We start from the raw sequence: 20,168 nt of genomic DNA, 5'->3' as shown, positions 1-20,168 counted from the left end.
AGTAGCGGTCCGCTGCGTAAGGCCATCTTGCCGGTCCGGGGCGCGGGGCGGCGTCGGCGGCGGACGCATCACGCACATCGGAGGCATCGACGTGGCGAAGGGCAGTTCGTTCAGCTTCGACCGGCGCGGACAGGTCCAGGGCGCCAAGGGGCATCCCGTCGGCACCGCCGTCGGCCGGTCGGCCGCCGACGCGATCAGGCTGCTGCTCGACGTGAGCCGGAGGAACGACGCGCCGGTCATCCAGTTCGACGCCTGGCAGAGCGACGAGGAAACGTGGATCTCGGTGACCGGAACGGCGGCGAGCCCCGGCGAGTCCCGCGCGGAAACCGCCTATCTGGCCTCGATGTTCGACAACGCCATCGCGGGACTCGAGCTGTACGACAGCGAGTTGAGGGTGCTGCGCAGCAACCCCGCCGCGCTCGCCGTCCGCGGCGCCGAAGCCGACGACGTCGTCGACCACCGAGCGGACGAACTCGACCCGACCCTGGCGCTGAGCCCCCTGCTCGTCGAGGCCACCAACGCCGACCGGGTCTCCGGCGGCTGCACCGTCGTCCAGCGCGACATCCGCAAGGGCCCGCGCGTCTTCTCGGTGCTGGCTCTGCCCCTGCTCGACGGCGCCACGGTGATCGGCGCGGCCACGATCATCCACGACGTCACCGACATCGACCGTTCACGCCAGGCGGAGAAGTTGCTCGGCGCGACGTACGAGGCGGTGGGAACGACGCTGGGGCTGACGCGCACGGCACAGGAACTCGCCTCGGCCGCCGTGGAGGACTTCGCCGACGTGGCGACCGTGGACCTGGTCGAATCGGTTCTGCACGGCGACGAGGCACCGCTGCCGCCGCTGCTCAGCACCACACCCCTGCGCAGGGCGGCCGTCGCCTCGACGGTGCCGGAGTTCACCAGCCTGTACGAGGTGGGCGAGCAGAGCCACTTCGAGTTCCCCACCCCGTACACCCAGGTCCTCAGGGACCTGCAGTCTCGCCTGGTCGACCCGCACGAGAGCCCGTCCGACTGGCACATGCACGACGCCGCACGGGCGGAAGGGCTGCGCCGGGCAAGCGTGCACTCGCTGCTCATCACGCCCCTCACCCAGTACGGCCGTGTCCTCGGACTGGTCTGCCTCTACCGCGGCCGGCGGCACCCCAACCCCTTCGACAGGCACGACCTCCCCCTTGCCGAACAGATCACCGACCGCGCCGCGGTCCACCTGGAGAACGCCCGCCGGTACGTCCGGGAGCGCACCGCGGCGACGACACTGCAACGGCAACTGCTGCCGCACGACATCCCCCGGTTGCCCGCCGTCAGCACCGCGCACTTCTGGAAGCCTGGCAGCCGCAAGACCCGCTGGTTCGACGTGATCTCCCTGTCCAGCGCCCGCGTGGGCCTCACCATGATGGAGACTCCGCAGCACGGGCTGCGCGCGTCGGTGGACATGGGCCGCTTCCGGACCGCCTTCGCCACGCTCGCCCGGATGAACCTCGACCCGGACGAACTCCTGGCGCACCTCGACGACATCACACGCGAACTGCACCGGGAAGACCCACAGGACGCCGGTGCCGAGCCGGACACGGACACCGGCGGCGCGGCCACCCGCTGCCTCTACGCCGTCTACGACACCGTCTCCGGGCGGTGCACGATCGCCTCCGCCGACTGGCCCGCACCGCTGGCGACCACCCCCGACGGCACCACCCGCCCCCTGGACGTTCCCGTCGGGCCCCCGCTGGGCCGGCACTCCGTCTACGAGGCCGTACATCTCACCCTGGCACCGCAGACGTTGTTGACCTGCTACTCCGCGTCCATGATCCGCACGGTGGGCGGTGACGACCCGTTCGCCCGGTTGCGGCGTGCCGCGGGCCGTTCGCCCGGCGACGCCCAAGCGGCCTGCGACAACATCGTGTACGCCCTGATGGGCGACCCCGCCCGCCGTCGCAGAGGAGGTGCCCTCCTCACCGCGGTCCTCAGCCGCCTCCCCGATGCCAGCCACGTGTCCTGGACCGTGCCCCGCGACCGCGCCGCGGTCGCGAACTGCCGGGAGCGCGTGCGCGAGGAGCTGGCAGCCTGGGGCCTGGACGACCAGGTGTTCGCCACCGAGGCGGTCGTCAGCGAACTGGTGACGAACGTCCTCAACCACGCCCGGGGAAACCCGCGGATCCGCATGATCCGGGACGATCGCCTCACGGTGGAGGTCTCCGACGACTCCAGCGCCGCGCCGCACCTGCGGCACCCGCGCGCCCAGGACGAGGACGGCAGGGGACTGCTCATCGCCGCCGCCCTGGCGAGCAGGTGGGGCACCCGCTACGACGAGGAAGGCAAGACCGTCTGGGTCGAACAAGACCTGACACCGGAAGATCCATGACCCGCGGTGTGGCCCGGGCGCAACCCACCGGGCCGTCGAAGCCGGTGTGATGCCACGTGCCCCGGCCGGCTGTCACAGGGGACTGACACGATGCTGGGCATGTCGACTCCACTCGTGTGGGTTCCCGCCACCCATGGCCACGAACTGGCCCTGGACGGAACCACTCTCAGATGCCGCAAGTCCGACGGCCGCGTCCTGCAGTCGGTCCCCGGAGCCGTGCGCAGCAGCTCGACGGGCGAGAAGTTCACCGCGCTGGCCGAGCGGCTGGTGCGGCATGAGGAGGAGTGCCGGTCGACCGTGGAGTCCTGGCTGCTGGCCGGCGTGCCGGTGCCCGCCGCCCTGCTGGGGCGCGTGTGGCCCGACCCGGGCTGGCGGTCCGCCCTGGAGCACCTCGTGGTGGTCGTCGACGGGCGGACGGGCCTGCTGACGGAGGTCACCGACGAGGGCCGTACCGCCCTGGTGGGCGAGGACGGCACCGCGTACGCCCCGCCCGTGGCCCCCGTTTCCCTGCCGCACCCGGTCCTGCTGCCCGACGTGGACACGTGGCGGGAACTGCTCGACGACCGCGGGGCCGCGCAGGGTGTTCCGCAGCTCGCCCGCGAGGTCCACCACCGGCCGGACGCCGCCGACCCCGCGGCCACCGGCCTCGACGACTACGCCGGGGGCGAGTTCGAGGAGCTGCGTTACGCCACCGGCCGCGCCGCCCGGTACGGCTTCGTCATGCGCGGCGGTTTCGCGATGGTGCGGATCGCCGACGGCGGCGTCGGGCTGCAGGCCCGCTACTGGCTGGGGGCCGACGACCCCGGCCTGTCCACCGAGACCGGACGGCTGTTGTGGGTGGACGCGTCGGAACGGCCCGTCGCGCTGGGGAAGATCGGCCCGGTGGCCTGGTCCGAGGGCGTGCGGATGGCAGAGCTGATCTACGCGGGGAGGACGATCCATGACCGCTGACCGTGTCGCGCTCGATACGGGCCTGGCGCCCGCCGGCACCCCGGACGGCGAGCCTGTCACCGCCCGCCGCTACACCCACCCGCTGCTCGGCACCCGGCCCGTGGTCCGGCTGAGCGGACAGGCCGAAGCACCCGGCGAGGACCAGGTGCTCGCCGCCGCCGGGTTCTCCGCCCCCGATCCCGGCCCACCGGTGTCCGCCGGGCACCGCCGGGAGCCCGGCTACCCCGCGTGGGCCGTACTTCACGACCCCGCGCGCGCCGACGCGGCCCTCGCGGTGGCGCCCGAGATGGCGCGCGCCGAGCGGCTGGCCGGACCCAAGCCCGGACCCGCGCTCGACCTGTACGGGCAGCTCTCCGGGACGCTGCCGGACTCCCACCTGCCGGCCTTCTGGGAACAGGTCGGCCGGGCGTTCGTCGCCGCCGGCCGCCACCGGCAGGCCGCGATGATGTTCGGCCGGGCCCGCCGGGCCGACCAGTACCTGCCGTCCGTCGATCCGGCCAGGCAGCGCGCGGTGTTCCTGGAGTTCGCCCTCGCCGGGGCGCTGTCGGTCAAGGACATCAAGACCTACGTCGCGGACCTCGGCAAGCGCCCGGGTGACCCCGTCGAGGCCTACCGGGAGCTGCGGGAACTGGCCGTCCGCCGTACGCTCGGCGGCCTGCCGCCCTGGCCCGAGATGGTCAAGCAGCTCACCAAGCTGGCCAAGGCCGCCGGCCTCGACCCGGCGGCCGAACTCGGGTCCGTGCTCGCGGACCTTGCGGAGGCGCCCGCGCTCTGGCGGGCCTCGGACGGCTTCTGGACCTCGCAGCGCAAGACCTGGCTGGCCGCCGTCGCCACGTCGGACGCGGTGAAGGCGCGGCTCGTGTGGCACATCGCCGACCTCCCGTACTCGGACATGGACACCTGGTGGGTCGCCTTCCTCGACGAGGCCGGCGCCTTCGACCATCTCGGCGAGGACACCGGCCGCTGGCTGACCGCGATGCTCCGCCGCTACCGCGGACCCGGCCACCGTCCCCCCAGGGCCCCCGCGGAGCTGCTGGCCCTGCTGCCACGCCTGGCCGCACGGATCGACCCGGAGGAGGGCCCGCTGCGGCTCGGCAACGGCACCGCGCGGGAGTACCGCATCGACGCGGCGGTCGTCGGCGGCTGCCTGGCGGCGGGCATCCCGCTGCCGGACCCGGACCCGAAGCTGCTCTTGGGGCACTGGTGGGAGCACGACCGCGTCGATCTGGCGGCGCTGACCGCCGACGACCGCTTCCACGACCCGCTGGTCCACTCGCTCCTCGAGGACAAGCGGTCCGACGAGCGCTGGAAGAACGCGTGGACGATCGAGCCGCTGCGGCCCTTCCTGCGCCGGATCATCGACGAACGGTTGACCTGCGCCACTTCCGGCACCCTGCAGAGCGCCCTCGACGCGTTCGACTGGCTCTACGACACGCTGTCCCGGCCGGCGGTGGCGGAACTGCCCGGCCTCCTCGACCGGCTCGCCGCCGTCGACCTGGTGGCCCCGCTGACCAGGACGCTCCGCGCGGGCATCCTCGACGAACTCGGCTGGGACGCCCTGGACAAGGCCGCCGGCGAACTGAAGGGCAAGGACAACTGGTGCCGCGCCAGTTGGCCCATCCTGACCGTGCACGACCGCAGCAAGGCCATCGCGATCGGCCCCGGCGGCCGGATCGCGGAGCACCGGCTCGTGGTGCCCAAGGGGGCGAGCCGGTTCGACTACGACGTGCGGGCGGTCTTCTCCGAGGGAGAGTTCCAGGTCTTCCACGCCGTCAACCAGGACCAGAGCGTGTACTGGTCAGGGGCGCCCGGCGAGATCCACACGGAACAGGAAACCTCCTGGAAGTGGCGCTCCGGTGAGAAGACCCGCGCCGGCTACACGTTCCTCGGCCCCCGCGCCCGGCGGTTCACGGGCCACCGGCTCCTGACGCTGGGCGAGCGCCGGGTCGGCCCCGAGGGCCACATGTTCCACGACGGCCGCACGTACTGGTACTACACCGGCGTGGACAAGGAAACCCGGGTGGCGCGCCCCGTCGACCCGGCCACCGGGCAACTCGGCGCGCCCGGCCTGCCCGCGTTCCTCGACCCGTCCCTGCTGGGCGCGGACGAGGGCTGGGTGATCGAGCACTCGTCGCTCGCCCCGGTCACCGCCGGCACCGCCACCTCGCCCCTCGGCACCGACGGCACCCACCTGGGCTTCAGGGTCGCCTACGACCGCGTGACGGGACGGGTGCGCTACCACCGCATCGACGGCGTCCACGGCGACGCGCTCCCGACGACCGGTACCCTGCCGCACGGCCGCTGGTCCTCCAGTCCCCCCGTCCCGTGGGGACTCCTCGACGTCCCCGGCACGGACGGGCGGCTGCTGCTGGACGGCGGCTACGACGTCACCGCGCGCGATCCGGAATCCGGCGAGGCGCACTGGCGGGTCTACATGATGGACCAGAGCTGGATCGTCCACCACGTCTCCCCGATGGCCGCGGGCACGCGCCGCATGCCGCCGAAGGCGTTCTGGCACTTCCTGACGCCCCGTGACCTCCCGGGGTCGCGGGCGCTGCGGGAGATGTCCGAGGACACCGTACGGGCACTGCTGGCGGCGACGGCCACCTCCGAGTCGGCGCTGCGGAACGCCCTCGGCTCCCTGCTGCCCGAGGTGACCCACCCCCTGCTCCTGGACGGCCTCACGGGGTTCTTCCAGGAGACCGATCGCCGGACACAGCACCGGGACCGGCTCCTGAAAGTGCTCGGCCGGCAGACCCCCCGCCTGCTGGAGGCTCCGGAACCGGACCTGGACGGCGCCCTGGACGGCCTGGTCAGCTACTACCACGAGGGAAGCGGCGGGATGGTCCGGCAGATCGAACTGGCCTCGGCGTTCTTCTCCGGGTCGATCGACGGCGAGACGGCCATGGCCCACTGGGCGGTCCACGGGAGCCACTACGACTGGCCCGAGCTCATCGGCCGCATCGGCGGCCTCGGCATCCGCGCGGCGAGCGCCGTCACCCCCGCCGAGCACCGCGCGGCGGTGATCACCCTGCTGCGGTTCTGGGCCTCCTCGCCCCTGACCGATCCGGCGCTGCACCGCGGCCTGCTGGACCCGGGGAAGAACGGCGACGAGGAACCGCCGACGGCCCGGTCCGCCGCGGAGGGCAAGCTGCTGCCGCTGGACATCGCCATGCACTTCGGCGAATGGTCCCGGTCGAAAGCAGGCAGGAACTACCGCATCAAGGCGTTCCTGCAACGGGGCGAGGCCCCCCGGCCGCCGGGTTTCGTCGACATCCGCCCGGTGCCCCGGGGCTGGGCCACCGTCAAGCGACTGCGCCTGCTGGCCGATCAGTTGGAACGCCGCGAACCGGCCCCGTTCGACCCCGACGCGGCATCCCACCTCGCCAAGGCGGCCGACCTCGACCGCGCGGAGGCGGCCTTGTGGCTCACCGGGCTGCCCGGAATCGACACCGCCGGCGTCCGCACCGACACCGGTCTGCGACCCGAAACCCGCGCGGCGCTGGGGCTGAAGGTGACGGAGGCGGCGGCCGCGTGCGAGCGGCTGTGGCGGGTGCCCACGGAGGCCCGCCTGGAGGTGTACGACGCGGCGATGCCCAACGACCCGGGACATCTGTGGAACCAACACATGATGGCCGACCGCCTGGCGGAGGCCCTCCGCCGGCTGCCCGACTGACCCCCGGCGTGAGCAAGGGGACCGGGGACGCGACCCCCGGTCCCCGCGCACCCACCCCCCGGCGGGCCGGGCGCCCCGTCCGGCCGGCCGGCGACGGCTGCCGGGAACGCCCGTACTCAAGCTGCTGGGTCGAGTTCGGCTGTGGTCAGGTCTGCGAGGCGTTGTGCCGTGGCGAAGTGGGGCGTCAGGCGGGTCTTCGTCAGGGCGAAGGAGGTGCCTGTCGCCGTGTCGGCGTAGACGTAGCTGCCGCCACCGCCGACCCAGCCGAAGGTGGTGGGTGTCTCCTCCGGCCGCGTGCTGATGCGGCCGAGCGGATAGCCCAGCGCCAGGCGCGCGGGGGTGCCGAAGACCTGGTCGGTGCCTTCGAAGGCCACCGCGGTCAGCTCCCCGAGCCGGTCCGCGGCGATGAGCCGGCCGTCGAGGGCCGCGGCGTGCACGGCGGCGATCTCCCGTGCGGTGAAGGTGCCGACCGACGGGATATCCGCCTGGAGGATCTCGTGGCTGTTGCCCATCGCCGCGCTCGGCCGCATCTCCCAGGGCGCGAGCACGGTCTCGCCGTCGGGCGGGAGGGCAGGGGGCGGTGTGGCGTCCTCGAGGTGGGCCAGCCTTGCCAGGTCGCTTGGGGGCACGCCGAAGAACAGGTCGCCGTCGAGGCCCAGGGGCACGGTGACCCGCTCGTGCAGGAGTTGCCGCATCGGCTTGCCCGTGGCCCGGCGTGCGACCTCGCCGACGAGGAAGCCGTACGTGAACGAGTGGTATCCCGTCCTGGTCCCGGGGCGCCACCGTGGTTCGGCGTCGGCGAGCGCGGCGCAGACCCGTGACCAGTCGGTCAGGTCGCCGGGGCCGACGCCGCGGGGCATCGCCGGCACGCCGGCCGTGTGGGTGAGTACGTGGCGAAGAGTCGCCGTCTCCTTGCCGCGCGTGCCGAACCGCGGCCACAGGTCGGCCACGCGCGTGTCGTACGCGACCTCACCGGCGCCGACCAGCAGGTGAGCGATCAGCGACGTCATCACCTTGCCGGCGGAGAAACTGAAGAACGGCGTCCGCGGGGTCACCGCGCGCCCGGTCCGGCTGTCCGCGACCCCGGCCACGGCGTCCACGACGAGCGCGCCGCGGTGGTAGACGGCGACCTGCAAGCCGGTTTCCGCTCCGGTGCCGACGAGTTCGTCGAGGACGCCTTGGACCTTCTGCTGGAGTGGGGGCATTCTCGTCACCGGCTCGGCCACGTGTAGCGGGTCTGGCTGGACACCGGCAGCTTGCCGAACGCGAATCCGACCGCCGGTGCGACGCGGTACAGCCTCACGTCCCCGGCGATGACCGCCTCGCCCATCCGATACCAGGCGCCCTCGGGTTCGGTGAGATGCGCGCCGTACTTCCGCTCGAAGTCCCCGACGGCCCGTACCCGCTCGGAGGGCTCGTCCACCACGGAGGCGACCCCCTCGATGACGACGTCCGTGCCGGTCAGGGTGTTCGTACCGGTCGTCAGCACACAGTGGGGATTCCGTTCGAGGTTACGCGCCTTGCGCTCCCCGGCGCCCGTGGTGAAGCACACGCCGCCCAGACTCCAGGCCGCCAACAACGGCGTCACGTGGGGCCGCCCGTCGGGCCGCACCGTGGTAAGCCAGCACACCTCGGCCTCACCGAGGACCGCCAGGGCCGACGCCCACGGTGTCGCTCGCGCGCCCGGGGACGAGAACGGCCCCAGCACGGCATCGGGTTCGCTGTCCGACATCTCACATCCTCACTCGGGCACGCCGGCCGGCCGCCGACGTCACTGGTGACCTGAGCCAACGGAGAAACTCATCGGTCCGCGCGTACGGCTAGGAAGCCCCACTCGCGACCCGGCGGCATTCCTACCTGCCGTCCTACCCGCCGCCGCCTCAGCCCGCCGGGACTCCCGCCCGGATGGCCGCGGCCACCTGCGCGGGATGACTGAGCTGCGGGTGGTGGCCCGCGCCGGGGACGACCGTCACGGGGACGTCCGGGGTGGACTCCGTGGGCGGGTCGTGCTCGCCCACCACCAGCCGCACCGGCACCGGGCAGCCGACCGTGAGTGCCCGCAGTTCGGCGCGCTCGGCGGGGCGTTGCGCCCGGGCGAGCCACCGGGCGGCGCGCCGCGCGGCGCCGGGGCGGCGCAGGTGGGCGACGGCGTCGTCCAGCGCGCGCCGCCCCGGGGTGTCCGGGTCGCGCGGCGCGGCGCCGAGGAGCGCGCTGCCGAGCCGCCGGGTGGACAGGGAGCGCAGCAGCGGGCCCGTCAGGGCCGAGGTGCGCAGGTGCGGCCCGGGGCGGGGCTGGAGGAAGTAGGGGGAGACGAGGACCAGCGCGCCGATCCGGTGGGGGTGGGCGTGCGCGTAGCGCAGGGCGGGTGCGGCGGCGGCCGAGTGGGCGACGAGTACGGGCCGGCTCTCCAGCGGGGCCAGCAGATCGGCGAGCCAGGCGACGGCGTCGCAGGTGCCCGCACCGGGGGTGGGCGCGGCCGGAGTCGGCGGGGGAGCGGAGCGGCCGAGCCCCGGCAGGTCCGCCAGCAGGGCGGTGCCGTCCAGTTCTGGCAGGACGCCCTGCCAGGTCTCGGCGTTCAGTGGCAGGCCGTGGAGCAGGACGTAGCCGGCGTGCCGGCGGTCGCCGGCGACGTAGGTGCGGGTGCCGGCCGCGGAGGTCATTCCGCCGGGCAGCGGAGGCCGGGCGGCGCCGAACCGCTCCGCGACGAGCCGGTCCGCCCAGCGGCACAGGGCGTCGGCGACGGGCGGGTGGCTCAGCCCGGCGGCTTCGGCGAGCGCGTCGGCGGACGCGGTGTCGTACCGGTCGTCGGACAGGAAGGTCAGCGTCTCGGGCTCGGTGCGGGTCAGTGCCCGGGGCAGCCGGCGTACCAGCCCCACGGGCAGGGCGGCGCGCGGGGCGCGGACGCCGAGGTGCCGGGCCAGCAGCGCGATCAGCTCCGGGAGTTCGGGCGTGGCCGGGTCGAGGACCCAGTGGGCGTGGAGCGGTTCGCGGTCGTGTGCGGGTACGGCGGCCATGAACCGGGCGAGGTGGTCGACCGTGACGACGGGCACGAAGGTGTCCCGGGTGCCGGCCAGGGCCGGCAGCCGGCCCGTCCAGAGCTTCTCCACCATGTCGGCCAGGCCGAGGTGCTGTCCCGCCTCCCCCGTGCGCGCATGCCCGATCACGGTGGCGGGGTTGACGAGCGTCAGGGGGACCGCGGAGGCCGCGGCCTCCGCGCGCAGGGCGGCGTCGGCCTCGTGCTTGGACGCCTCGTACGCGCCGTAGTGGCGGTAGAGGCGCGCGAGTCGGCCCTCGGGGGCCGGGTGGGGGAGCGGTTCCGCACCGCTGACGCGGTATCCGGAGACGTGGACGAGGCGGCGCAGCCGGGGGAGGCGGGCGGCGTGGTGGAGCACGTGGAGGGCGCCGTCGACGTTCGCGCGGCGGGCTTCGTCGCGGCCGAGGGCGAAGCGGAAGAGGGCGGCGGTGTTGTAGACGTCCCGTACGGAGGTCAGCCGCCGGGCGGCGTCGGGGGCGAGGGCGAGATCGGGGCGGGTGACGTCGGCATCGAGGACCGTCAGGGCCCGGTCGTCGACCTCGTGCTCGCGCAGCCAGTCGCGCAGTTCGCCATCGCGGGCCGGTGTGCCCCGGACGGTGGCGGCGACCGACCGCCCCCGGGTGAGCAGTTCGGCGGTCAGCCAGCGGCCGATGAGGCCGGTCGCGCCGACGACGAGGGTGTCGGGTTCGGTGACCATCGCGTTCTCCTAATAGACCGATCTGCATATTCTTGGCGCACGGCGGTGCGTGATCCGCTCCGTGCGGTGGGATGGTGCGCGGGTCCGGCTCCGGTGATGCGCCGTCAGCCGCTCAGCAGCACCCTCGCGGTGCGCCGGACCTGCTCCATCGGCTCCCGGCTGCGCCGGGCGCGGGACAGGACCAACGCCCCTTCCGTCAGGGCGAGCAGCGCGCAGGCCAGGTCCTCGGCGTCGGCCGCAGGGCGCCCGTCCGCGATCAGCCGGTCGGCGAGCACGCGCTGCCACCCGTCGTAGACGTCCGCGCACACCTGCCGCAGTACGTCGTTGGCGGCGCTGACCTCCAGGGCGACGGTCGCGACCGGGCAGCCCTTGGCGTACGCCGCCTCCTCCATCCGGTCGGCCAGCGCGGAGAGCACCGACTCCATCAGTGATCGGGTGTCGGGGGCGCTGTCCGCGAGCTCGGCGATCACGCCGGTGACCTCCCGGCCGGAGACGGCGAGGGCCTCGGCGGTCAACTGCTCCTTGCCGCCGGGGAAGTGGTGGTACAGCGAGCCGCGCGGGGCACTGCCCGCCGCGATCACGTCGTTCAGGCCCGTACCGTGATAGCCCCGCGCCTCGATCAGCGTACGCGCCGCGTCGACCAGCCGCGCCCGCGTCTGTGCCCCCTTGACCGCCATGCCTTCACGCTAGACCGATCTACATATTCTTGACAAGGGTCCGCAACCCGCCCCGCCCGCGGCGGCGCGGAGGCCGCGGGGTTCACAACCGGGCGACGTTTGTACCTCTTTGGTCACGGTCTCCTGATCGTCCGCGGCCACCGGCCCGGGACGCGTCACACTGGGTAACCCTCTGTGCCGTAGCCCAACGAGCGGCCGCAGAGTAACGGGAGGATCGACGGAGTGACCGAACTGCGACTGCTTGGCCCGGTGGAACTGCGCGGGGCGGACGGTCGGCAGTACGCGCTGGGGCCGCCGCAGCAACGGTGTGTGCTGGCCGTGCTGGCGATGTCCCCGGGCCGGCCGGTCATGGTGGAGATGCTCATCAGGCACGCCTGGCGGGACGAGTCGGCAGACGCCGCGCGCGACGTGCTGTACACCTATGTCTCCCGGCTGCGCCGGCTGTTGCGGCAGGCCTCGGGGGACGGCCCGGAGGCTCCGGTGCTGCGTCGCGGCGACGGCGGGTACGTGCTGGACATCGCCCCCGGGAGCGTTGATCTGCTCCGCGCTCGGGCACTTGCCGGCGAGGGAAGGACCCGGAGGGCCGACGACCCGGAGCGGGCGCTGCGACTGATCGGCGAGGCCACCGCGCTGTGGCGCGGCACGCCGCTGGCCGGGCTGCGCGGCCAGTGGGCGGAGCAGGTGCGGACCGCGCTGGAGCGCGAGCGCGTCACGCTGCTGACCGAGCGGTACGACATCGAGCTGGAGCTCGGCCGGCACGCGGAGTCGGTCGCGGGGCTCTCGGCGGAGGTCGTGGAGCACCCGCTGGTGGAGCCGCTGGCGGGGCAGTTGATGCTGGCGCTCTACCGATCCGGGCGGCAGGCTGACGCCCTCCAGGTGTACGCCAGGACTCGCCGGTCGCTCGTCGAGGAGATCGGCGAGGAGCCGGGCCCCGAGCTGCGCCGGCTGCACGAGCGGATCCTGCGCCGCAGCCCCGGCCTCGACCTGAGTCCGGATCCGCAGGATCCCCCCGCCGGCGAGCACGCATCCGGCATCCCCTCGACCGCGGCGGCGGAGTCCCCGGCTCCGCCCCTCGCCGCCCTGCCGGCCATCCGGCCGGCGCAACTGCCGCCGGACGTCGCCGGCTTCACCGGCCGGGAGACGTATCTCCGCCGTCTGGAGCGGCTGCTGCCCGGCGCGGGTGAGGAGCCTTCCGGCACGGCGATCTGCGCCGTGGTCGGCACCGCCGGGGTGGGGAAGACCACGCTGGCGCTGCACTGGGGGCACCGGGTGGCGGACCGCTTTCCCGACGGGCAGTTGTACGTGAACCTCCGCGGCTTCGCGGCGGCGGACAGCCCCACCGAGCCGGCCGAGGCGCTGCGCGGCTTCCTCCAGGCGCTGCGGATCCCGGACAGCCAGATACCCGAAGGCACCGACGCGCGCACCGGACTCTTCCGCAGCCTGCTCACGGGGCGGCGGATGCTGGTGGTCCTCGACAACGCCCGCGACGCCGACCAGGTGTTGCCGCTGCTGCCCGGCGCCCCGGGCTGCGCCACCCTGATCACCAGCCGGCGTCAGCTTCCCGATCTGGTGGCCGCCACCGGCGCGGACCAGATCGTGCTGGAGCCGTTCAGCACGGAAGAGGCGCAGCAACTCCTCGTCCGGCGCCTGGCGGACGAGCAGTTGGAGGGCCGGCAGGGGGCGGTGGCCGACGTCGTGAACGGTTGCGTGCGGCTGCCGCTGGCCCTGGCGCTGGCCGCCGCACACCTGGCCGCCCGTCCGGGCAGCACGCTGGCCGAGCTGGCGGACGGGACTCCCGACTCGGGCGGCGACGAGCTGATCGCGGACGTACGGACCGTGTTCTCCTGGTCGTACCGCGTGCTCAGCCCGCCAGCCGCCCGGCTGTTCCGTCTGCTCGGTCTGCACCCCGGACCGGAGCTGAGCACCGGCGCGGCCGCCGCCCTGGCCGGCACCGGGCTGCCGCAGACCCGCGCCCTGCTGCGCGAGCTGACCCAGGCCAGCGTGCTCGACGAGCGTGCGCCCGGCAGGTTCGCCCTGCACGACCTGCTGCGCGACTACGCCGCAGAGCTGGCGGGCGAAGAGGAGGAAGAAGAGCAACGCCGGGCCGCCGTGCGCCGCACGCTCGACTACTACCTCCACTCGGCCCACCTCGCGTGCCGGACCCTCTGGGCGCATCGCGACCGGCTCCCCGACCTGGACCCGCCGCCGCCCGACGTCACTCCCGAAGCCCTCGTCGAGACGGCGCCCGCCATCGCCTGGTTCGCCGCCGAGCGGCGCACCCTCACCGAGGCCGTACGCCTGGCCGCCGGCACCGGGCTCGACCACCACGTCGTCCGCCTGGGCCGCCGGCTGGGCAACTACCTCGATCGCGACGGACGCTGGATCGAACTCAGCCGGCTCCAGGAGACGGTCCTCGCCGCGGCCCGCCGCACGGCCGGCGACCCCGTCGGCGACGCCGAACTGGCCGCCGCCCTGTGCGACGAGGCTCGCTCCGCCTTCCGCCTGGGCAGCATGGAGCAGGCCCGCGAGCACCTGAGCCACGCCTACGAACTCTTCTGCGCCAACGGCGACCTCTCCGGTCAGGCGCAGGTCCACCACTACCTGGCCAACCTCCACGAGACACGTGGCGACCTGGGACCGGGCCTGAGGCATGCGCGCAAGTCGCTCGCCCTCTACTGCGCGGCCGGTGACCGTCGCGGTCAGGGCCGCGAGCTGAACGTCATCGGCTGGATCTACGGCCTGCTCGGCAAGCCCGAGTTGTCGCTGGCCCGCACCCGGCAGGCGCTGGCGGTGCAGGAGAGCGTGGGCGACCTGTACTTCATGGGCATCACCTGGGACACCTTGGGCCGCGCGCACCACCGCCTCGGCGATCCGCACGAGGCCATCGCCTGCTTCCGGCGCGCGCTGGAGCTGCTGGAGTCCCCCGACGCGGCGGACCCGCTGAACGCTGCCAAGGCGCACACCGCGCTGGGCGACGCACAGGCGACCATCGGAGACACGGCGGCCGCCCGGGAGTCGTGGGCCCGGGCGCTGCGCATCTTCGAAGACCTCCGCCACCCGGCCGCCACCGACCCCCGCAGCCGTCTGCAGACCGCGTAGGCCGCCTGCCGGGCCGGGGCGGCGCGGAGCGTGCCGTGCCTCAAGGCGCGGCCGGGTGTGCCCCCTCGTGCGGGCGCGGCGGCGTGCGCAGCACCCGTCGCAGCAGGTCGACGGCCGGGAGGATGTCGGTGTCGCCCATGTTGCCGTATCCGAGGACGAGCGCCCGCCGCGCCGACGGCGCGGTGCGGTAGTCGTCGAGGTCCGCCAGGCGCAGCCCGGCGGCGGCAGCGGACCGGACCGCCGCGCGGGTGTCGGTGCCGTCCGGGAGGTACAGCAGGAGGTGCAGTCCCGCCTCGGTGCCCGCGACCCGCCCGTGCGGCAGCCGGGCGCCGAGCGTGGCGACGAGCAGGTCCCGGCGGGTACGGAACCGCCGGCGCGCCGCCCGCAGATGGGCGTCGTACCAGCCCCGGTCGATGAAGGTGGCCAGAGCGAGCTGGTCGAGCACCGGCGGTGCCGCGGCGACGGGGTTGGCCGCCCGGAGCGCCGGAGCCATGGCGGGGGGAGCGACCAGCCAGCCCAGGCCGAGCGCCGGCGAGAGCGTCTTGCTGACCGAGCCGAGGAGGAAGACCCGCGCGGGGTCCATCCCCTGCATGACGGCGACGGGATGACGGTCGTAGCGGAACTCGGAATCGTAGTCGTCCTCGACGACGAAGCCGCTCACCTCGCGGGCCCAGTGCACCAGCCCCGCCCGGCGGGCGGGGGACAGCACCGCACCCGTGGGGAACTGGTGCGCCGGACCGACGACCACCGCCCGTGCAGGGGTGCGCGCGAGGTCGTCGACGCACAGGCCGTCACGGTCCACGGGCACCGGATGCACGCGCAGGCCCGCGCTCGTCGCGGCGTCCCGCAGCCGCCCCCAGCCCGGGTCCTCCACGGCCAGGTCGCCGATGCCCTCGGCCCGCAGCGCCCGGCACGTACGCACCAGGCCGTCGGTGACGCCCGAGCAGACGGACACGGACTCGCTGCTCGCGTCCGCGCCGCGCGAGCGCCGCAGGTACTGCGCGACGGTCTCGCGCGGCGCCGCGTGCCCCGCGGGGTCGGGCAGGCCGAGGTCGTAGTGGACGGCCGAGCCGGTGACCGACCGGACGGCCTCCGCCCAGCGGCGGCGCGGGAACGCCCGCAGGTCGGGCAGGCCGGGCGCGAGGTCGTAGCGCACCGGAGGCCGGGCGGATGCGGTACGGGACGGGCGGCCGCGGGAGCCCCGCGGCGGGGGGTCGGGTGCCCAGGAGACGCGGGTGGCGGAACCCACCCGGGCGGAGAGGTAGCCCTCCGCGGTGAGCTGCCCGTACGCCTCCGTCACCACCCAGCGGGAGCAGCCGAGTTCCTCGGCGAGCACCCGGCTGGGCGGCACCGCGGCGCCCTCCGTCACCCGGCCGTCTCTGATCGCGGTACGCAGTGCGTGCGCAAGGCGGTCGTGCAGGCGACGGCCGCCGCCCGCGGGCCGGCCCACGTCCAGCAGCGTCGCCCACGCGGAATTGGTCTGGGAATCCGCCATGGAATTGGAGCATAGTGCCGAGCCGAATCCGCCTACGGTTTCTGCCATGACGGAGAACCTGGCCCTTGGGGCGATGCTGTTCGGCACGGTTGTGGACGAGCGCCGTTCGTTCGAGATCCTGGACCGCTACGTGGAGGCCGGCGGCGTCTGGATCGACACCGCCGACTGCTACGCCTTCTGGGAGGACCCCTCCGGCTTCGGCGGGCAGAGCGAGGCGCTGCTCGGGCGGTGGCTGGCGAGCCGCCCGGGCGTCCGCGACCGGGTGAAGATCAGCACCAAGGTGGGCTGCGAGCCGACGGCGGCCGTCCCGGGAGCCGCCGCGGAAGGGCTCTCGGCCGCGGTCGTCAAGAAGGGGATCGAGGGCAGCCTCCGGCGGCTCGGCACGGACCACGTGGAGCTGTTCTGGGCGCACAAGCCCGACCCGGACACGCCGCTGGAAGAGACGGTCTCCGCCTTCGCCGAGCTCGTGGCCGCGGGCACGGTCGGCCGGCTCGGGTGCTCCAACCACCCCGCCTGGCAGCTCGAACGGGCCCGGCAGATCGCGCGGGCCGGGGGCGTGGCCGGCTTCACCGCGGTGCAGCAGCACCACACGTACCTGCAACCCCGCCCGGGCACCCGGCCCACCGTGGTGCACCGGTTCGGCGCGGTCACCGACGACGTGCTCCACTACCTGGAGCACCACGCGGACACGGCCCTCTGGGCGTACACGCCGCTGCTGAGCGGTCGTTACACCCGCGCGGACAGGCCGCTGCCGGCGGAGTACGACCATCCCGGCACCGATCGCCGCCTCGCGGTGCTCGACGCCGTGGCCGCCGAGACCGGCACCGACCGCAACCGGGTGGTGCTGGCGTGGCTGACCGGAGGGAACCCGGCCGCCACCGCCGTCGTCGGCGTCAGCACGGTCGAGCAGGTGGACGAGGCGATCGCCGGAACCTCGCTGAAGCTGACCGCGGAGCAGCGCGAACGTCTGAACTCCGCCGCCTGACCGTTCCCGCCGGCCGGCGGGGCGGCCTCGCCGCGCCGGGAGCATGCCGAACGGGGCGGGGCCGCGGCCGGGGCCGAGCACGGGGGCGGGGACGGCCTGTCGATCGAGAAGAAGCTGAACGGCGGCTCGGCGGCCGACCTCGCCGCGGCGCTCGACGCCGCGCAGCCCGCGGAGAGAAGGGCGGGCTGAGCTTCGTCTCAGTCCCCGGTGGACTCGTGGATCCTGGCCGCCACCTTCCGGAACGCCCGGCCGATCGTCTCCAGCTCGGCCGCGCTGAGCAGGTCCACGAAGTGCTCGCGCACGGTCTCCACGTTGTCCTCGGCGGCCTTGACCAGCAGCGCCTGCCCGGTCTCGGTCAGCGACGCCACCACGCCCCGCCCGTCGTCCGCGTCGTCGCCTCGGTGGACGAGGCGGCGGGCCTCCAGCCGGGAGACCGTGTGCGAGAGCCGGCTGCGCGAGTAGTACGACAGCTCGGCGAGTTCGGCCATGCGCATGCGGCCCTCGGGCGCTTCGGAAAGCCGCATCAGGATCTCGAAGTCGGCCAGCGAGATGTGGTGGCGGCTGCGCAGCCGGCGATCCCGCACGTCCACCAGGAGCGCCGATCCCTCCACGTAGGAGCGCCACTGGCGCTGCTGAGCGTCGTCCAGCCACCGCGTGCCACTCATGACGCCAGGATAACAGTTGAAGTCTTCAACCAGTGCGGTAGGCTGAGGACGTAGTTGAAGTCTTCAACCGAATTCCGCGTGGAGGGAAGGACCGGTGAACGCGAAGCTGTTCACGCTCGCCGCCGGCAACTTCGTTGTCGGCGTCTCGACGTTCGTCGTCGCGCCCCTGCTCGGGCGCATCGGCGCGGACCTGGACGTCAGCCGGGCCGCCGCCGCGCAGTTGGTCGTGGTCTACGCGCTCGCCTACGCACTGGGCGGCCCGGTGCTCACCGCCCTGGCCGGGCACCGGCCGCCACGGCAACTGCTGTTCCTCGCGCTGGCCGTCTTCGCCGCCGGGAACGCTCTGACCGCGATCGCCGCGACCTTCCCCTGGGCGGTCGCGGCGCGGGTGCTGGCCGGCGTGGGCGCGGGCGTGTACACCGCCAACGCGCTGGCGGTCGCGCGCCGGCTCGCCCCCGCGGACCGGCAGGGCAGGGCCGTAGCGGTGGTCGTGGGCGGTCTGACGACGGCGATCGCGCTCGGCCTGCCGCTCGGCGCGTGGTGGGGCGGCGCGGCCGGCTGGCGGCTCGTACTCGGCCTCGTCTCACTGGTCGCGACCCTGCCCATGGCCGCGCTCCGGCTGTTGCCGGCGCTCGGCGGTGCGCCCGCGACCTCGCTGGGCACGCGGGTCGCACCGCTTCGTGACCGGCACGTGCTCGCCACGCTGCTGGCGACCTGGCTGTGCCTGACGGCGAGTTGGACGGTCTACAACTTCATCGACGAGGTGCTGCTGGAGGCCACGGACGGCGACCCGGACCGCCAGTTCCCGGCCCTGCTGGTCTTCGGCGCCGGCGCCGTGGCCGGCAACCTTCTCGCCGGACGGCTCGCGGACCGCTTCGGCCCGGACCGCACGATCGCGGTGGTCGCGCCGGGACTGACCGTGGCCGTCCTGGTGGTGCCGCCGGCCGCGGTCGCCATGCCGCCGGCGCTGCTCAGCGTCGGTGCCTGGGCGATGCTGCACTGGATGGTCAACGTTCCGCAGCAGATGCGGCTCGTCGACGCCGCGCCCGGCACGGCCGCCGTCGTGCTCGGCCTGCACCAGAGCACCATCTACCTCGGCATCGCCACCGGCGGATTCGTCGGCTCGCTCGGCTACGGGCTGGCCGGCCGCGGCGGCGTCGGCTACGCCGCGTTCGCCACCGGACTGGCGGCGCTGATCGCCCTGTGGTGGTCGTTTCGCACCCGGCACCGCTCCGGACCACTCCCACCACCACCCACCTCTACGAACACGCACGTGCCGAGGCGAAAGCAGGCGAGAAAGGCATGACCGATCGCACCATCATCACCGGCGTACGGGTCTTCGACGGCCACACGTTGTCGGAGCCACGCACGGTCGTTATCGCCGACGGCGTGATCGGCACCGGTCACGCCGGAACCGAGCCGGCCGGGGGCGAGGTCGTCAGGGCCGACGGCGGGGTACTGCTGCCGGGCCTGATCGACGCGCACGTCCACCTCGACGGCCGGGTGACGCCGGAGAAGCTCTGCTCCTACGGCGTCACCACCGCCCTGGACATGGCGGCCTACCCGCCGGAGCGGCTGGCCGCGCTGCGCGGCGCGCGGCACGGGGCCGACGTGCGCAGCGCGGGCACCCCGGCGATCGGGCCCGGCAGCCTGCACGCGCGCCTCCCGACGATGCCGGCCGACGCCGTCGTCACCCACCCGGACCAGGCGGAGTCGTTCGTCGCGGCGCGGCTGGCCGAAGGCAGCGACTACCTCAAGATCATGGCCGATCCGGCCGACGGCGGTCCGGACGACGCCACCGTCACGGCCCTGGCGCACGCGGCCCACGCCCGCGGCAAGCTGGTCGTCGCGCACGCGGTGTCCGAGGACGCCGTCGTCCAAGCCCTCGACGCCGGTGCGGACATCCTCACCCACCTCCCACTCGGCCCTCCTCTGGACCCCCGGATCGTGGACCGGATCGCGGCCGGGGGCCGCACCGTGGTCCCCACCCTGACCATGATGGAAGGCGTCGCGGCGGCTGCCGGACGGCCGGAGGGGTTCGCGGGCGCCCGCCGCAGTGCGGCACTGCTCCACCGGGCCGGGGTCCGCGTCGTAGCGGGCACCGACGCCAACGACACGGCCGGCGTGCCGTTTCGGCCCGAGGGCGGCGTCAGCCTGCACCACGAGCTGGAACTCCTGGTGGCCGCCGGGCTGAGCCCCGCCGAGGCGCTCCGCGCGGCCACCGGCCTGGCGGCACGGGCCTTCGGCCTGACCGACCGGGGCGCCGTCGAGCCGGGACTGCGCGCGGACCTGATCCTCCTCGACGACGACCCGCTCGCCGACATCCGCGCCACCCGGAGCATCCGCCGCGTCTGGCGCGCCGGCGCCGCACACACGCCGGCCGGCCCGCCCCCCGTACCCGGAGAGCCGGAGCCGCAACGGCCGCCTGCCCCGGGGCGGGAGGCACGGGCGCGTGCGCGAGAGGAAGGCTGACCGGATGACCGACCTGCGGCTGCTGGGGCCCGTCGAACTGCGCGGCTCCGACGACCGG

General features: G+C 74.3%; 13 protein-coding genes. 7 read left to right on the top strand and 6 right to left on the bottom strand.

Features of this window, described 5'->3' with window-relative positions:
• Window positions 1-91 precede the first annotated feature (91 nt).
• The 3 genes from O7599_RS04215 (at window position 92) to O7599_RS04205 (ending at window position 6,986) form a co-directional block, all read left to right on the top strand.
• Window positions 92-2,359 carry a SpoIIE family protein phosphatase gene (locus O7599_RS04215; RefSeq protein ID WP_281620724.1) on the top strand — a complete coding sequence of 756 codons (2,268 nt, stop codon included), beginning with the start codon at window positions 92-94 and terminating at the stop codon, window positions 2,357-2,359.
• A 99-nt stretch (window positions 2,360-2,458) separates the two neighbouring features.
• Window positions 2,459-3,310: a DUF4132 domain-containing protein gene (locus tag O7599_RS04210; RefSeq protein WP_281620723.1), complete on the top strand. Its 852-nt coding sequence runs from the start codon at window positions 2,459-2,461 to the stop codon at window positions 3,308-3,310.
• Complete coding sequence (locus O7599_RS04205; RefSeq protein ID WP_281620722.1) at window positions 3,300-6,986, top strand: hypothetical protein; 3,687 nt, start codon at window positions 3,300-3,302, stop codon at window positions 6,984-6,986. Before O7599_RS04210 ends, O7599_RS04205 begins: the two co-directional genes overlap by 11 nt.
• 116 nt (window positions 6,987-7,102) lie before the next feature.
• On the opposite strand, the gene O7599_RS04200 is transcribed toward O7599_RS04205, so the two are convergent.
• The 4 genes from O7599_RS04200 to O7599_RS04185 all read right to left on the bottom strand — a co-directional run bounded on the left by O7599_RS04200 (window position 7,103) and on the right by O7599_RS04185 (window position 11,394).
• Window positions 7,103-8,200, bottom strand: a complete 1,098-nt coding sequence (locus O7599_RS04200; RefSeq protein ID WP_281620721.1) for a serine hydrolase domain-containing protein — start codon at window positions 8,198-8,200, stop codon at window positions 7,103-7,105.
• The gene (locus O7599_RS04195) at window positions 8,197-8,718 is read right to left on the bottom strand and encodes a pyridoxamine 5'-phosphate oxidase family protein (protein WP_281620720.1); all 522 of its coding nucleotides are present in this window, start codon (window positions 8,716-8,718) and stop codon (window positions 8,197-8,199) included. The genes O7599_RS04200 and O7599_RS04195 overlap by 4 nt, the downstream gene beginning before the upstream one ends.
• 148 nt (window positions 8,719-8,866) lie before the next feature.
• A complete protein-coding gene (locus O7599_RS04190) occupies window positions 8,867-10,717 on the bottom strand; it encodes an alpha/beta fold hydrolase (protein WP_281620719.1) in 1,851 nt (616 codons plus the stop codon).
• A gap of 104 nt (window positions 10,718-10,821) precedes the next feature.
• Window positions 10,822-11,394, bottom strand: a complete 573-nt coding sequence (locus O7599_RS04185) for a TetR/AcrR family transcriptional regulator (RefSeq protein ID WP_281620718.1) — start codon at window positions 11,392-11,394, stop codon at window positions 10,822-10,824.
• Between the two features lie 222 nt (window positions 11,395-11,616).
• On the opposite strand from O7599_RS04185, the gene O7599_RS04180 reads away from it, so the two are divergent.
• On the top strand, window positions 11,617-14,493 hold the full coding sequence (locus O7599_RS04180; RefSeq protein ID WP_281620717.1) for a BTAD domain-containing putative transcriptional regulator: 2,877 nt from the start codon (window positions 11,617-11,619) through the stop codon (window positions 14,491-14,493).
• Between the two features lie 40 nt (window positions 14,494-14,533).
• Here O7599_RS04180 and O7599_RS04175 read toward each other — a convergent pair whose 3' ends face one another.
• Window positions 14,534-15,988, bottom strand: a complete 1,455-nt coding sequence (locus O7599_RS04175; protein WP_281620716.1) for a PLP-dependent aminotransferase family protein — start codon at window positions 15,986-15,988, stop codon at window positions 14,534-14,536.
• A gap of 46 nt (window positions 15,989-16,034) precedes the next feature.
• Between O7599_RS04175 and O7599_RS04170 the strand changes: the two genes are divergently transcribed.
• Window positions 16,035-16,973 (top strand): aldo/keto reductase, encoded by a 939-nt coding sequence (locus tag O7599_RS04170; protein ID WP_281620715.1) that lies wholly within the window; start codon window positions 16,035-16,037, stop codon window positions 16,971-16,973.
• A 197-nt stretch (window positions 16,974-17,170) separates the two neighbouring features.
• Here O7599_RS04170 and O7599_RS04165 read toward each other — a convergent pair whose 3' ends face one another.
• The gene (locus O7599_RS04165; protein ID WP_281620714.1) at window positions 17,171-17,638 is read right to left on the bottom strand and encodes a MarR family transcriptional regulator; all 468 of its coding nucleotides are present in this window, start codon (window positions 17,636-17,638) and stop codon (window positions 17,171-17,173) included.
• Window positions 17,639-17,732: 94 nt separating this feature from the next.
• Between O7599_RS04165 and O7599_RS04160 the strand changes: the two genes are divergently transcribed.
• Together O7599_RS04160 and O7599_RS04155 are read left to right on the top strand one after the other, a co-directional pair.
• The gene (locus O7599_RS04160; protein ID WP_281620713.1) at window positions 17,733-18,944 is read left to right on the top strand and encodes an MFS transporter; all 1,212 of its coding nucleotides are present in this window, start codon (window positions 17,733-17,735) and stop codon (window positions 18,942-18,944) included.
• Window positions 18,941-20,110 carry an amidohydrolase family protein gene (locus tag O7599_RS04155; RefSeq protein ID WP_281620712.1) on the top strand — a complete coding sequence of 390 codons (1,170 nt, stop codon included), beginning with the start codon at window positions 18,941-18,943 and terminating at the stop codon, window positions 20,108-20,110. Before O7599_RS04160 ends, O7599_RS04155 begins: the two co-directional genes overlap by 4 nt.
• The last annotated feature ends 58 nt before the right edge of the window (window positions 20,111-20,168 follow it).

Source organism: Streptomyces sp. WMMC500 (genome assembly GCF_027497195.1).
Classification (GTDB): Bacteria; Actinomycetota; Actinomycetes; order Streptomycetales; family Streptomycetaceae; genus Streptomyces.
This window is presented reverse-complemented; position numbering and strand designations above follow the sequence as displayed.

Excerpts from the sequence above, each read along its gene's own strand:
- O7599_RS04155 (WP_281620712.1), top strand. The coding sequence starts at position 18,941 with ATGACCGATCGCACCATCATCACCGGCGTACGGGTCTTCGACGGCCAC.
- O7599_RS04190 (WP_281620719.1), bottom strand. The coding sequence starts at position 10,717 with ATGGTCACCGAACCCGACACCCTCGTCGTCGGCGCGACCGGCCTCATC.
- O7599_RS04175 (WP_281620716.1), bottom strand. The coding sequence starts at position 15,988 with ATGGCGGATTCCCAGACCAATTCCGCGTGGGCGACGCTGCTGGACGTG.
- O7599_RS04195 (WP_281620720.1), bottom strand. The coding sequence starts at position 8,718 with ATGTCGGACAGCGAACCCGATGCCGTGCTGGGGCCGTTCTCGTCCCCG.
- O7599_RS04205 (WP_281620722.1), top strand. The coding sequence starts at position 3,300 with ATGACCGCTGACCGTGTCGCGCTCGATACGGGCCTGGCGCCCGCCGGC.
- O7599_RS04210 (WP_281620723.1), top strand. The coding sequence starts at position 2,459 with ATGTCGACTCCACTCGTGTGGGTTCCCGCCACCCATGGCCACGAACTG.
- O7599_RS04185 (WP_281620718.1), bottom strand. The coding sequence starts at position 11,394 with ATGGCGGTCAAGGGGGCACAGACGCGGGCGCGGCTGGTCGACGCGGCG.
- O7599_RS04170 (WP_281620715.1), top strand. The coding sequence starts at position 16,035 with ATGACGGAGAACCTGGCCCTTGGGGCGATGCTGTTCGGCACGGTTGTG.
- O7599_RS04165 (WP_281620714.1), bottom strand. The coding sequence starts at position 17,638 with ATGAGTGGCACGCGGTGGCTGGACGACGCTCAGCAGCGCCAGTGGCGC.